The sequence below is a fragment of the Cupriavidus sp. 05N38 genome, from assembly GCF_056397345.1.
In genome coordinates, this window is record NZ_JBFTNF010000021.1 from 1 (window position 1) to 12298 (window position 12298).

A 12298-nucleotide genomic window follows, 5' to 3' on the forward strand; every position below is an offset into this window, starting at 1 on the left:
GCTGGCGACAGCGGCGCGTTGTGCTTTTCCCTGCAAGCTGTTTCTTCCATCCCTCGTCCTACAATCGGCCCATCACTAGCAGAACCACCACGACCAGTACGACGAGGCCAAGGCCGCCGCTGGGGTAATAGCCCCAGCCTGTGCTGTACGGCCAGGCCGGCAGCGCGCCGAGGAGCAGAATGATCAGAAGGATAAGCAGGATCGTGCCGATGGCCATGATGGGCTCCTTTTCGGTTGGATTTCCGTTGTTGGATTTCCGTTGTTTCCAGCGGTAGTGCCTCGCTTGCATGCCCGGGCTTACTTGCCCAGCTCGTGGCCGATCACACCGCCGGCGACGGCGCCGCCGACCGTGGCGGCAGTGTTGCCGTGCGAGAGTTCATGCCCCGCCACGCCGCCAGCCACGGCGCCGGTGGCGGTGCAGCCATTCAGGCCCATCAGAAGTGCGGCACCCGCGATGAGCGCGCTGGCAAGTCTCAACATGGCGGTCTCCTGCATGCATGATTTGCGATGGCGGTGCAGGCGCGCGGTACGCGTCTGCCATGCATCCAAGATAGCTGGGCGCGACGGCGCGCCCAGCAGGTCATGCGCTGATATGGATGTAGGAATTGGACGACGCCGCGTGTGCGGCGCCGCTAGCCTGGAAGCGGCGGGAGGGGAAATCGAGCTGCGCGAACCAGCCCCGGCGGGGCGGCCGGCAAGCGATCAGCGCAGGCGCTTGATGAGCGAGGAGGTATCGGCGCGGCCGCAGCCGTCCTGCTGCAGGTCGGCATAGAACTGGTCGACCACGGCGGTCACCGGCAGGCTGGCGCCGTTGCGGCGTGCTTCGTCCAGGCACAGGCCCAGGTCCTTGCGCATCCAGTCCACCGCGAAGCCGAAATCGAACTTGTTCTCGACCATGGTCGGGCCGCGGTTCTCCAGTTGCCACGAGCCCGCGGCGCCCTTGCTGATGACGTCCAGCACCACCGGCATGTCCAGCCCCGCGCGCTCGCCGAAGGCGATGGCTTCGGACAAGCCTTGCAGCAGCCCGGCAATGCAGATCTGGTTGACCATCTTGGCCAGCTGGCCCGCGCCGGCGCCGCCGATGCGGGTGACGGCGCGCGCGTAGGCGCCCAGCACGGGCGCGACGCGGTCGTACGCGGGCTGGTCGGCGCCGCACATGATGGTGAGGATGCCCTTCTGCGCGCCCACCTCGCCGCCCGAGACGGGCGCGTCGACGAAGTGCAGGCCGCGCTCGGCGGCGGCGGCATACAGCTCGCGCGCCACATTGGCGCTGGCGGTGGTGTGGTCAACGAAGACACAGCCGGCCGGTGCCTGGGTGAAGGCGCCGTCGGCGCCGGTCATCACCGCACGCAGGTCGTCGTCATTGCCCACGCAGGAGCAGACTGCTTCGGCATCCTGCGCGGCGAGCGCCGGGGTGGCCGCGGATTTGCCGCCGAACTCGGCCACCCACTGCGTGGCCTTGCTTGCCGTGCGGTTGTAGACCGTGACCTGGTGGCCCTTGGCGGCGAGATGGCCCGCCATGTGATAGCCCATGACGCCGAGGCCGATAAATGCAACACGCATGACTGGAAAGCTCCCTGACCGGCAGGCCAACGTCGTGCGTTGCCTGCCCTTGGCGCGGGGCAGCCGTTGCGGGGCGCCCGCAGAATGAGAAAACCGGGCGGTAAGCCCGACGAAGCAGCGAATGCTGCCATTCTTGCACTGCAACGTCAACCGCGCCTGCGGCGCATTCCTGGCCCGGGCGCGCGGCTATTCGAACGACACCTGGCCGGAGCCGGTGCGGCTGACATGGCGCTGCATCGGCCGGCCGCGGACGACGATCTGACCGGAACCGGCGAGCGCGATGCTGGCCTCGTCCGAGGCAATGCCGAGAATGCGGCCCGAGCCGCTGAGCCAGGCGTCCAGCCGGCTTGCCCGCAGCGCGCCGGCGTCCACGTTGCCCGAGCCCGAGAGGGCGGCCCGCACTTCGCCGGCCTGGCCTTCGGCCACGATGGAGCCGGACCCGGAGAGCTCGAGGTCGATGGTGGCCTCGCGCAAGCCGCTTGCCCGCAGGGAGGCGGCCCCGGGAATGCTGACCGCCTGCAGCGACGGCGCGCCGATGGCGACCTTCAGCGGCGCCGCCAGCACGACCGGCGCCTTCAGGTCGATCGACAGGCGGCCGTCGGCAACGGTGGTCAGCACCAGCGGCAGCACGTCGGCCGGGCCGGTGATGGCCACCGAGAAGCCGGGATTGGCCGCAGGGCTGACCGAGAAGACCGCGGTGACCGGCGCGTTGAGCTGCACCCCCGAGAATGCGCCCGGATGGCGCAGCTCGGTCTTCTCCGGGCCGCTTGGGCGGAGCGCCTCTTGCGAAGAAACCACCTGGCCGTTGACGATGACCACGCTGCTGCTGCTGCTGCCCGAGCCGGGCGTGGACACCGTCGTGCTCTGGTTGACGATCACCGTGCCCTGTTGCGCCGTCGCGCTGCCGCAAAGGCAGCAGGTGGCCAGCGCGCAGACGCGTAGCAGAGTAGTGCAGGCCATGGCTATCCTCGGTTGGGGAAGCAGGACAAGGGCGGGCTAGCCTGCCGTTTGCCGGCTGTCCGCCGGTTCGGTCGCCGGGCCTGTGGTGGCCGGGCGCGCGTCAGCGTCCCGGTGGAAGGTGTACTTGTCCTTGCCGGTCCTCTTGGAATCATAGAGGGCTTCGTCGGCTTTGATCAGGGCGTTGGCCAGCAACCAGCATCGCCCAGATCGGACGGGCGGCTTCATCGATGCCGTCGAGCACCATGCGTGCGCCGGCGCAGAAGGCGACCACGAAAGCGAAGTTGAGGACTTCGAAATGCCGGGCGCGACGCATGAACGGCACGGCCACGGTCAGTGCCGAAACGGTGTTGGCGCGCGCCGCGGGTCATCGCGGCAGGCCATCTCCGGCAGTCGTGCAAGGCGCGGCAAGCGTCGCCGGGTGGCTTGGTGGTACGGCACTCACAGTACCGCGCGGCGAGGTTTCCCGCACCTTGTGCGCGTGGCTATGCTTAAGACGTAGTACGGCAACCGGCGCCGGCAATCACATGACGACGGCATGCCGATGCCTGGCGCGGGCATTGCGCGCTGGCGGTTGTGCAGGAGGGTGTATGAGAACGCTGGGCTTGCTGTTTGCCACATCGCTGGCGATAGCGCTGCCGCTGCGCGCGGGTGCGGCAGGTTGCCAATATGACATGCAATGCAAAGGGGAACGGATTTGTCAGCAGGGCCAGTGCGTCGCCCCACCCGATGACGATGGCACCGACGGCGGGAGTGCGGCGTCCCGCTCCGCCCAGGTTCCTCCCGCAAGCTCGGCGCCGGCCTCGGCGCGCATGACCAAGAGCGCGCCGGCCCCGAGCGAGCCACGCTTTTGCTGCACGGTGGCCGGCAAGCTCAGGCCCTACGGCAACATGTCCTCCGACACCGCCGTGGGCGATGCCTGCCAGGGTGCGACCAACTCCGGCAAGCCCGTTCCGGGCACGGCCTGCCAGTGAGGAGGACCGCCGGGAGGGCAAGCGCGGAGCGGCTGCGGCAAGCGCTTAAGCAGATGCCTGCGTGGCGCCGCTGCCATTGCTGCCTGGGGCCGGCAGCAATGGCGCCGCGCCAGGCAGGTACGCCGTGACCCACTTGGTCATCGCGTCGCCCATGGCCGGCAACACGTTGCCCTGGTCGGGCAGGAAGTCGCGGCCCATCAGGCACCACTGGAACGGGTCGCTGCCGCTTATGGCGGCGAATTGCTGGTGCAGCCCCTGCGTCCATTGCAGTTGGGCGGCGTTGATGATTTCGTTCAGGCTGTTGAGATAGGCCGCCATGCGCTGGCCCATCACATCGGCCATTTCCGGGCGGAACGTGCCGAAGGTAAACGGCTGTGCCGCGGCTTCGGCCGCATACTCAGCGCCTTCCGCGAACAAAGCCTGTGCTGTTTGCGCGTTCAGTGCGCCGATCTTCTCCGCTGCTTGTGTCCATGTGTCGGCAAGGCCGAAAAACGGGTCCGGGAACGCCAGGTGTGCTTCGACAGAAGTGGAGCGAGGGGGTTGCGCCATTGAAAATCTCCGAGGGCGATGCCGGGCGCCTGCGGGGATTCCGCAGGCGGCACCAGAGCCTGCTGCGCCGCAGCATCGCTGCTAGTCAGCATAGGCGTATTCGACGCGGAGTCAAGAGCTGCAACATGCCCACGGTCCGTGTGGGCTGGCCGGCACCGGGGCGGTGCGGCCGCCATTTAGGGCGCTGCGGCCGGCTTTCGTTCCGCGTTTAGTCCGGCTTGACGCCGGCTTCCTTGATCACTGCGGTCCATTTCGCCAGTTCCGCCTTGATGCGCGCCTGGGTCTGCGCCGGCGTGGTCCAGGTGGCGATCGCTCCCTGATTGAGCAGCGATGCCTTGACCTCGGGCTCGGCCAGGATCTTCTTCAGTTCACTGTTGATCCGGTCGATCACGGGGGCCGGGGTGCCGGCCGGCGCGACAATGCCGAACATGGAGTTCACCTCGAAGTCCTTGAGGCCTGCCTCGCGTGCCGTGGGCACGTCAGGCAGCGCGGTGACGCGCTCACTGGTGGTGACGGCGAGCGCGCGGATCTTCCCGCCCTTGACATAGGACTGGGCCGCCGGCACGGTTTCGATCATGCTCAGCACCTGGCCGCCGATCAGGTCGGTCATGGCCGGGCCGCTGCCCTTGTAGGGCACGTGCAGCATGTCGACCCCGGCCATGCGCTTGAACATCTCGCCGGCCAGGTGCTGGGGCGAGCCGTTGCCGGCCGAAGCGAATGTGACGGCGCCGGGGCTGGCCTTGGCCAGCGCGATCAGCTGGGGCAGGCTGCCCGCTTTCACGGTGGGGTTGACCACGAACACCAGCGGCACGTTGCCGACGATCGAAATCGGCGCGAAGCTCTTTTCGATGTCGTAGGACACGCGGCTCTTGTACAGCGCCGCGTTGATGGCGTGGCTGGTCAGCGCGCCCATCAGCAGGGTGTAGCCGTCGGCGGGAGCCTTGGCCACCAGCTCGGCGCCGATATTGCCGGCCGCGCCCGCGCGGTTGTCGACCACCACCTGCTGGCCGAGCGCGGTGGAAAGATGCTGGGCCAGGGTGCGGCCGATCACGTCGGTGGCGCCGCCCGGCGGGTAGGGCACCACGAGGCGGATCGGCTTGGCGGGATAGTCGGCGGCGGCAGCCAGGCCGGGGCAGGCGGCGCCCGCCAGCAGGGCGCCGGCGCTGGCCAGCGCGCTGAGCAACAGATGGCGCCGGGGCGCGGAAACGCTGCGGCGAACAGAGCGTCGGAAGCCAGTCATGGGGGATCTCCTGCGCCGGGATGGTATGAGTTGGAATGCTGGCCGCTGCGGTCGCAGCGCGGGGACGCCCGGCTCGTCAGGGCAGAGTGTAGGGGGCGCCTCTTGATAGAAGAATCAGAATTTTTCTATCGACTGATCTGTATTTCCAATCAAATCAATCAGGCTGATCCGGACGGTGCGACGTTGCGGCATTGCCGCCTATCCGCTGGAGGAAGACATCGTCTTCCTGTGAACTAATAGGGTTCGCGTGTTTCAGGCTCGGGCTGGCGCCGGGGCGGCGGCGCCGCCGCGTGGCCGGGGCCTGCCGGCGGTGCCGGACGCGCTGCGGCGTCATCCCACGCGCTGCGCAGCGGTGGCCGCGGCAGGTTGGCCTGCCAGGCCCGCAGGATCACCTGGGCGATCTGGTTGTGGGCCTCCTTGGAAATCACATTCTCCTCGCGCATCGCCTCCAGCGAGCGCTGTCCTTTGCGCAGCGCGAACAGCATCAGCAGGCGCTTCTCCAGCGCCAGCGTGTAGCTGCCGAACTGGGCGCGCATCTCGTCCAGCCCGCCCTGCACCGATTTGGTCCGGTCTCCCAGCACGCCGTCGAGCACCGTGGCCAGGCGGGCGCCGAACACCGGCGTGAGCAGTGAGCGGTTGTATTGCCGCAGGCGTTCCAGCACCGTCTGGCGGCACACCAGCAGCTCGAAGCGGTCGGCCAGCGCGCGCGCCAGCGGCCGGTCGATCGACAGGCGCTGGTGCAGGAACAGCGCCACGCGGTAGCCGCGCTGGTAATCCAGGATGTGGCGCGCGGCGCGGTTGTAGCCCAGGCGCCCCTGTTCGCGCGCGGCATCGATCATGCGCGTGGTGTTGTGCACCATGGCATCGAGGTTGGCGACCGAGATCACGCCGTCGCCATATTCCGGGATCAGCTCGCGCTCGCGCGTGGCCAGCGTGACCAGCCCGATGCTGAGGCGGTCGCGCTCGGACAGCGCGCTATCGAAATCGAACTTCACCGACCCCAGCTCGATCTCGCGCCGGTATTGCAGCGCGACCTCGCGCGCGGCTGCTGGCGGCAGGCCGAAGGTTTCGGCGATGCGGTTGAGCGTGGCCTCCACCTCTTCGGTGGAGAGCTGGATGGCCTGGCGCTGGAGCGCCTGGTCCTGCGGCGACAGCCGGTCCAGGCCGAGCTGGCGGATCAGCCAGCGCAGCGTGGTGCCGTTGAGCAGCAGGCTGACCAGCACGAAGCCGGTCGCCAGGATGGCGATGAAATGGCGTGATTCGATCGGCAGCGCGTCGTTCTCGGCGATGCCCAGCGCCAGTACCAGCGTGACCGCGCCACGCAGGCCGCCCCAGGCGATCGCCAGCTTGTAGGCGCCGTTGATCGGCGCGCTCAGCTTGAGCCAGGACAGCAGCGGCAGCAGGCCGAACAGCGCCAGCAGGCGCGCGGCCAGCGCGGCCAGCACCAGTACCGCCAGCAGCACGCCGTGGTGCAGCGTCACCCCGGCCAGCATCGACGGCACGCGCACGGACGCCAGGAGGAAGACGACAGCTCCCGCGATGCCGGCGAACTGCTCCCAGATCATGCGCAGGTGGCGCCAGTTGCGCGGCCTCAGCCGCGTCGGGCCCAGCGCGCTGACCATCAGGCCGGCGCATACCACGGCCACCACGCCCGACACGCCGAGCATCTGCTCGGCCAGCAGGTACAGCGGATAGGGCAACGCCAGCGTGAGCGCGCCTTCGGCCATGGCCAGTCCGGCCAGGCGCGGCAGCAGGTCCGCCACCAGCCGCCCGGCGACGATGCCGCACAGCACGCCACCGGCGAAGGACCAGGCCAGCTCGCGCAGGCCGGCGGCCAGCGTGGCCTCGGTGCCGTGGCCGGTCAGCATGGCGACCAGCACGCCCGCGATGGCAATGGCGGCGGCATCGTTGAGCAGGCTCTCGCCTTCGACCAGCCGGATCAGCCGGGCCGGCGCGCCCACGTCGCGGAAGATGGCAATCACCGCGGCCGGGTCGGTGGTGGCGACCACGGCGCCGAGCAGCAGGCACACCACCAGGCTGGCGCCGCTGGCCAGCGCGGTGACCAGGCCGATCACGCCGGTGGCCACGATCACCGCCACGATGGCCAGCAGCAGGACGGGCGCCGCGTCCGGCAGCATGTTGCGCACGTCGGCGGTCAGCGCGGCGTGGAACAGCAGCGGCGGCAGGAAGATCCACAGATAGGCCTCGGGCGGCAGGGCCGGATCGATCAGCGGATGGAGGAAGTGCCAGGCGAACTGCGGGGCGGAGGCATCGATGGCCACGTAGCCCGCGCCGATGGCAATGCCGATGGCCGACAGCAGGGTGGATTCCGGCAGCGACAGCCTGGCCGCGGCCACCTGCACCACGGCCACGATGGCCAGCAGGGCGCCGGCCAGGATCAGGACGTCGACGACGATATTCAAGCGCGACTCCGCAACGCTGGCGCGGCCCGGTACGGCGCTGGTGCTGGCGCAGATTCTGGCGCTGATGCTGGTGGTGCTGGAGATGATGTCACTGCGGGATCCTTGGACGGCGGCTGGCTCCGACCATACCCCGAATCGCCGGGCGCTTTCAAGCGCTGTACGGTTTGCTTGCGGATTGGCCCGGGCGGCTTCAGCCGGCCTGCGCCACGCCACCACCGGCCTGCGCCAGATGGGCCCGCAGCACGCTCGCCAGCGCAGTCGCGGCCGGCGACAGGCTGCGGTTGCGCGGTGTCACCAGGCCGATCGAGCGCTCCGTCACCGGCGCGGTCAGCAGGCGCTCGACGATGCCGGGCTGGCGCACCGTGCCGGCCGCGATCTCCGGCAGCGCGGCCACGCCAAAACCGCATTCGACCATGGCCGCGATGGTGGCCAGGTGCTCGGCCTCGAAGCCCGGCTGGAAGCGGATGCGGTTCTGCAGGAAGGCCCACTCGGCGTACTGGCGCACGCTGCTGGGATGGGTCATCGACACATGCTCGGCGTCCACCGTATCGGCCCAGCGCAGCGGCCCCTTGCCTTGCGCGAGCGGGTGCGTGGCCGGGATCAGCAGCACGAAGCGGTCGGACATCATCGGCTCGTAATGCAGATCGGCCTGCTGCGGGTCCGCCGCGGTCAGCGCAAAGTCCACCTCGCCGGCCCGCACCAGGTCGAAGGCGGGGCCGGAGAGCGTGTCGTAGACCTTGAGCGCGACCTTGGGATGGTCGCGCCGGAAGGCCATCAGCACACGCGGCAGCAGGCGTGCGGCGAGCGAGGGCAGGGCGGCCACGGCGACCTGGCCCCGCTGCGCGCTGGCAATGCCGCTGACCGCGTCGATGGTGTCGCGGAAGGCTGCCTGCAGCACAGCCGCCTGCCGCATGAAGACTTCGCCAGCCGCGGTCAGCCGCACGGTGCGGGTGGTGCGGTCGAACAGGCGCACCCCGAGCGACTCCTCGATGCGCAGGATCTGGGTGGACAAGGCCGACTGCGAAAGATGCAACTGGCCGGCAGCCTGGCGGAAGTTCAGGGTCCGGCCGAGCACCAGCGTGGTCTCGACATCGCGCATCGACAGGTTGATCTTCATTGGATTGATCTCGTTTTTAGATCATTTTATCTAAAAAATCTGATTCATCAATCAAAGGGGATTGTCTACACTGGCGCTCGCACTGTAAAACGCCCGCCTAAAGCCGTCATAGCCGTCATAGAAAAGGATCTGCCATGCCACACGCCCCCGTAACGTTCCCGCTTGCCGCTCCCGGCAAGGCTCACGCCGTGGTGGTCGGCGGCGGCACCATGGGTGCCGACGTGGCCGTCGTGCTGGCGCGGGCACATTGCCGCACCACCGTGGTGGAACCGGACGCCGGGCGTGCCGCCGCCGTATCGACACGCGTCGGCGCCAATCTCGCCGCCATCGGACCGGACGCCGAGGCCGGCATGTCCGGGCTGGCGGTGGCTGCGTCGCTTGATGCGATCGACTGGAACACGGTCGACCTGGTGATCGAATGCATACCCGAGCGGCTGGACATCAAGCGTGCCCTCTTTGCCGACCTGGTTCAGCGGGCGCGCTCCGACGCCATTCTCGCCAGCAACAGTTCCAGCTTCCCCATCAGCGCCATCGGCGAGGGCCTGGCCACGCGCGAGCGCATGCTCGGCCTGCATTTCTTCATGCCGGCGCACCTGGTGCCGCTGGTGGAAGTGGTGATGGGGGCGGGGAGTGCYGAAACTGGCGCAGACGCGCTGATCGCGTTCATGCGGCGCTGCGGCATGGTGCCCGTGAAGGTGAAGAAGGACCTGCCGGGCTTCCTGGCCAACCGCCTGCAGCACGCCTTGTCACGCGAGGCGTTCGATCTGATCGACCGTGGCATCGCCTCGCCCGAGGATGTGGACGCGGCGGTGCGTTTTGGCTTTGGCTTCCGCTTCCTGGCGGCCGGGCCCGTCATGCAGCGCGACCACGCCGGCATCGACGTGCATGCCGCGGCGGGCGCGACCATGTACCCTACCTTCTGCAATGCCGCCGAGCCGGCGCGCTGCCTGACCGAGCGGGCGGCGGACGGCCGCCACGGCATGAAGACCGGCGAAGGCTTCTACCAGTGGACGCCGCAGGCCATCGCGGCCGAGCGGGAGCGCTATGACCGGCTGCTGCGCGCGGGGCTCGACCTGATCGCGCCCGAGTTGCCCGCGATCGAGCCCTGATCCGAACCTAGACCTTATCCCGCACACGCCATCCATACCGAGCGCACCATGACCGAACAAGCCCTGCTGGCGGATTCGCCGCTGATCATTACCGTAGCACCGAACGGCGCGTACAAGACCGCCGCCGACCACCAGGCGGTGCCGACCACCGCGGCCGCGCTGGCGGCCGAGGCTCGCGCCTGCCTGGACGCGGGCGCGGCCATGATGCACATGCATGTGCGCCAGCCCGACGGCCGCCATTCCCTCGATGCCCAGCTCTACCGCGAGGCGCTGGCCGCCGTGAAGCAGGCGGTGGGCGATGAGTTGCTGGTGCAGGTGACCAGCGAGGCGGCCGGCATCTACCGCGCCGCCGAGCAGATCGCCATGGTGCGCGAACTGCGTCCGGAGGCGGTGTCGATCGGACTGCGCGAAATCGCGGTGCCGGATATCGCCGAAACCGAGCTGGCCGCGTTCCTGGCCTGGCTGGCGCAGGAGCGCGTGATGACGCAGATCATCCTGTACGACGCGGCCGACGTGGAGCGCTGGCAAGCGCTGCGCGCCCGGGGGCTGGTGCCGCCGGGCGCGTGGTCGGTGCTGTTTGTGCTGGGCCGGTACTCGGCCGGACAGGTTTCGTCGCCGCGCGACCTGCTGCCGTTCCTGCAGGTGTTCGACGGTACGTTGCCGTGGGCGATCTGCGCCTTCGGCCGCGAGGAGAATGCCTGCGTGACCACCGCGGCTGCCTTCGGCGGCCACGTGCGGGTGGGATTCGAGAACAACCTGAAGCTGCGCGACGGCAGCACCGCGCCAGGCAACGCGGCGCTCGTCGGGCAGGCTGCGGATGGCGCGCGGACCCTGGGCCGCCCGCTAGCGTCGGCCGAGCAGGCCCGCCGCATCTACGGCCAGATCCGCTGAGCACGTGCCGTCGGCCGGCGAGGGCCGGGCGGCAATGAGCGCGCTCACACGCCGTCGGTGAAGCTGTCGCGCGGRCCGGTGCGGGCGCCGTCGCTGAAGGGGTTGCGCGGGCTGATGTTGCCGCCGCCATCGGTGAACGGGTCGCGCGTCCCGTGGTTGCTGACGCCTTGCGCGCCTGCATCCCGCGGCTGCCCCGCGGCCGCGCCGTCGAGGTAGGGATCCACGCTGCGCGGGGCGGCGCTGGCGAAACCGGCCGCGCCGGCCAGCGTGGCGGCCGTGGCGGCGAGCAGCATGGCTTGCTTGAAAGTACGCATCGTTCTTCTCCGAGGATTTGCCGATCGCCATCGATCGACCTTGGAGGCAAGTCTAGAAAGACGGCGGCCACGGCAACATGACCCCCGCATGACAATGCTGTCATGCATCATCCCGGCTTTCAGCCCGCGTGGCTGCACCCGGCGACGCCGCCGCGCGGGCCGAGTCCTTCCCGGGCGGTTGGCGCAATACGCTCCTCAGGCATTCCTTCTATTGCGATCCGGCGCCGCTTCTCCAATCATGTAAGTGCGCGTCGTGGCGGTACCGCGCCCAATCGTGTCGAAAATGTGCCAAAAATCTCATAAATTCTTAATGATTGGCGGAAATGCGCAATCACGCTATCCTTGCGCGATTGTGGGGCGTGCTGCACACGGGAAGGTGTCTCGGGACGATTCTGGACGCTTCTGGACGCTTCGGAGACAGGGGCGCACGCGGCTCACGGCCGCACCATCATTGATGAAGCAGAAAACATAAGGCCTGAAACGGCCGCAAACATGACGCTTTACCAGATCAAACCGAAGTTCCAGGCTCTGCTGCGGCCCTTGGTGAAGCATCTTGCCGCGCGTGGCGTCACGGCCAACCAGGTCACGCTCGCCGCCGCCGCGGGCTCCCTGGTGATCGGCGCGCTGACGGCAGCGCTGGCCTGGCTTCCGGGCGTATTCCTGCTGATGCCGCTCTGGCTGTTCCTGCGCATGGCGCTCAATGCCATCGATGGCATGCTCGCGCGCGAACACGGCCAGCAAAGCGTGCTGGGGGCTTATCTCAATGAACTGGGCGATATCGTCTCCGATCTTGCGCTGATCCTGCCGTTTGCCATGGTGGCCCCGTTCGGTGCCGGCGAGGTCATGGTGTTTGCCGTGCTGGCGGTGATTGTCGAATGCGCGGGCCTGATCGGCCCGCTGGCCGGGGCCAGCCGCCGCTATGACGGCCCGCTTGGCAAGAGCGATCGCGCCCTGGTGCTGGGCGCGCTGGGGCTGTGGGTCGGTCTCGGCCGTGGACTGGCCCCGCTGGCGCACTGGCTATTTGTGCTGCTGGCCGTGCTGTCGCTGCTGACCATTGCCAACCGGGTACGCCGCGGGGTGGCCGAGGGCACGCAGGCCCGCAGCGCACGCACGCAGCCGCCACGCACCGAACCGTCTTCCCAACCCGTGGAGTGAACCTAC

The 12298-nt window shown here is 68.8% G+C and carries 14 protein-coding genes; 4 read left to right on the forward strand and 10 right to left on the reverse strand.

Annotated elements, in window-relative coordinates:
• Positions 1-58: 58 nt before the first annotated feature.
• The 5 genes from AC1DK4_RS16940 to AC1DK4_RS16960 all read right to left on the reverse strand — a co-directional run bounded on the left by AC1DK4_RS16940 (position 59) and on the right by AC1DK4_RS16960 (position 2851).
• Positions 59-217 carry a DUF3309 family protein gene (locus tag AC1DK4_RS16940; RefSeq protein ID WP_441617013.1) on the reverse strand — a complete coding sequence of 53 codons (159 nt, stop codon included), beginning with the start codon at positions 215-217 and terminating at the stop codon, positions 59-61.
• Positions 218-297: 80 nt separating this feature from the next.
• Entirely contained in the window at positions 298-480 is a 183-nt protein-coding gene (locus tag AC1DK4_RS16945; RefSeq protein ID WP_441617011.1) for a glycine zipper 2TM domain-containing protein, read from the reverse strand.
• A gap of 222 nt (positions 481-702) precedes the next feature.
• Positions 703-1563, reverse strand: a complete 861-nt coding sequence (locus AC1DK4_RS16950; RefSeq protein WP_441617009.1) for an NAD(P)-dependent oxidoreductase — start codon at positions 1561-1563, stop codon at positions 703-705.
• Between the two features lie 186 nt (positions 1564-1749).
• Entirely contained in the window at positions 1750-2523 is a 774-nt protein-coding gene (locus AC1DK4_RS16955) for a GIN domain-containing protein (protein WP_441617007.1), read from the reverse strand.
• 148 nt (positions 2524-2671) lie between these two features.
• Complete coding sequence (locus AC1DK4_RS16960) at positions 2672-2851, reverse strand: hypothetical protein (protein WP_441617005.1); 180 nt, start codon at positions 2849-2851, stop codon at positions 2672-2674.
• A 259-nt stretch (positions 2852-3110) separates the two neighbouring features.
• On the opposite strand from AC1DK4_RS16960, the gene AC1DK4_RS16965 reads away from it, so the two are divergent.
• On the forward strand, positions 3111-3494 hold the full coding sequence (locus AC1DK4_RS16965; RefSeq protein WP_441617003.1) for a hypothetical protein: 384 nt from the start codon (positions 3111-3113) through the stop codon (positions 3492-3494).
• 45 nt (positions 3495-3539) lie between these two features.
• On the opposite strand, the gene AC1DK4_RS16970 is transcribed toward AC1DK4_RS16965, so the two are convergent.
• The 4 genes from AC1DK4_RS16970 to AC1DK4_RS16985 form a co-directional block, all read right to left on the reverse strand.
• Positions 3540-4043, reverse strand: a complete 504-nt coding sequence (locus AC1DK4_RS16970) for a phasin family protein (RefSeq protein ID WP_441617001.1) — start codon at positions 4041-4043, stop codon at positions 3540-3542.
• 208 nt (positions 4044-4251) lie between these two features.
• On the reverse strand, positions 4252-5283 hold the full coding sequence (locus tag AC1DK4_RS16975; protein WP_441616999.1) for a tripartite tricarboxylate transporter substrate binding protein: 1032 nt from the start codon (positions 5281-5283) through the stop codon (positions 4252-4254).
• A gap of 233 nt (positions 5284-5516) precedes the next feature.
• The gene (locus AC1DK4_RS16980) at positions 5517-7706 is read right to left on the reverse strand and encodes a cation:proton antiporter (RefSeq protein WP_441616997.1); all 2190 of its coding nucleotides are present in this window, start codon (positions 7704-7706) and stop codon (positions 5517-5519) included.
• 190 nt (positions 7707-7896) lie between these two features.
• The gene (locus AC1DK4_RS16985; protein WP_441616995.1) at positions 7897-8823 is read right to left on the reverse strand and encodes a LysR family transcriptional regulator; all 927 of its coding nucleotides are present in this window, start codon (positions 8821-8823) and stop codon (positions 7897-7899) included.
• A gap of 134 nt (positions 8824-8957) precedes the next feature.
• Here AC1DK4_RS16985 and AC1DK4_RS16990 point away from each other — a divergent pair, with 134 nt between their 5' ends.
• Together AC1DK4_RS16990 and AC1DK4_RS16995 are read left to right on the forward strand one after the other, a co-directional pair.
• Complete coding sequence (locus AC1DK4_RS16990; protein ID WP_441616993.1) at positions 8958-9932, forward strand: 3-hydroxyacyl-CoA dehydrogenase family protein; 975 nt, start codon at positions 8958-8960, stop codon at positions 9930-9932.
• 48 nt (positions 9933-9980) lie between these two features.
• On the forward strand, positions 9981-10823 hold the full coding sequence (locus tag AC1DK4_RS16995; protein ID WP_441616991.1) for a beta-keto acid cleavage family enzyme: 843 nt from the start codon (positions 9981-9983) through the stop codon (positions 10821-10823).
• Positions 10824-10867: 44 nt separating this feature from the next.
• On the opposite strand, the gene AC1DK4_RS17000 is transcribed toward AC1DK4_RS16995, so the two are convergent.
• A complete protein-coding gene (locus tag AC1DK4_RS17000; RefSeq protein WP_441616989.1) occupies positions 10868-11137 on the reverse strand; it encodes a copper resistance protein CopQ in 270 nt (89 codons plus the stop codon).
• A gap of 492 nt (positions 11138-11629) precedes the next feature.
• Here AC1DK4_RS17000 and AC1DK4_RS17005 point away from each other — a divergent pair, with 492 nt between their 5' ends.
• Complete coding sequence (locus AC1DK4_RS17005; RefSeq protein ID WP_441616987.1) at positions 11630-12292, forward strand: CDP-alcohol phosphatidyltransferase family protein; 663 nt, start codon at positions 11630-11632, stop codon at positions 12290-12292.
• Positions 12293-12298 lie beyond the last annotated feature (6 nt).

Bases quoted from the DNA above. Each gene is read 5' to 3' on its own strand.
- AC1DK4_RS16940 (WP_441617013.1), bottom strand. From the start codon at position 217: ATGGCCATCGGCACGATCCTGCTTATCCTTCTGATCATTCTGCTCCTC.
- AC1DK4_RS16945 (WP_441617011.1), bottom strand. From the start codon at position 480: ATGTTGAGACTTGCCAGCGCGCTCATCGCGGGTGCCGCACTTCTGATG.
- AC1DK4_RS16950 (WP_441617009.1), bottom strand. From the start codon at position 1,563: ATGCGTGTTGCATTTATCGGCCTCGGCGTCATGGGCTATCACATGGCG.
- AC1DK4_RS16955 (WP_441617007.1), bottom strand. From the start codon at position 2,523: ATGGCCTGCACTACTCTGCTACGCGTCTGCGCGCTGGCCACCTGCTGC.
- AC1DK4_RS16965 (WP_441617003.1), top strand. From the start codon at position 3,111: ATGAGAACGCTGGGCTTGCTGTTTGCCACATCGCTGGCGATAGCGCTG.
- AC1DK4_RS16970 (WP_441617001.1), bottom strand. From the start codon at position 4,043: ATGGCGCAACCCCCTCGCTCCACTTCTGTCGAAGCACACCTGGCGTTC.
- AC1DK4_RS16975 (WP_441616999.1), bottom strand. From the start codon at position 5,283: ATGACTGGCTTCCGACGCTCTGTTCGCCGCAGCGTTTCCGCGCCCCGG.
- AC1DK4_RS16985 (WP_441616995.1), bottom strand. From the start codon at position 8,823: ATGAAGATCAACCTGTCGATGCGCGATGTCGAGACCACGCTGGTGCTC.
- AC1DK4_RS16995 (WP_441616991.1), top strand. From the start codon at position 9,981: ATGACCGAACAAGCCCTGCTGGCGGATTCGCCGCTGATCATTACCGTA.
- AC1DK4_RS17005 (WP_441616987.1), top strand. From the start codon at position 11,630: ATGACGCTTTACCAGATCAAACCGAAGTTCCAGGCTCTGCTGCGGCCC.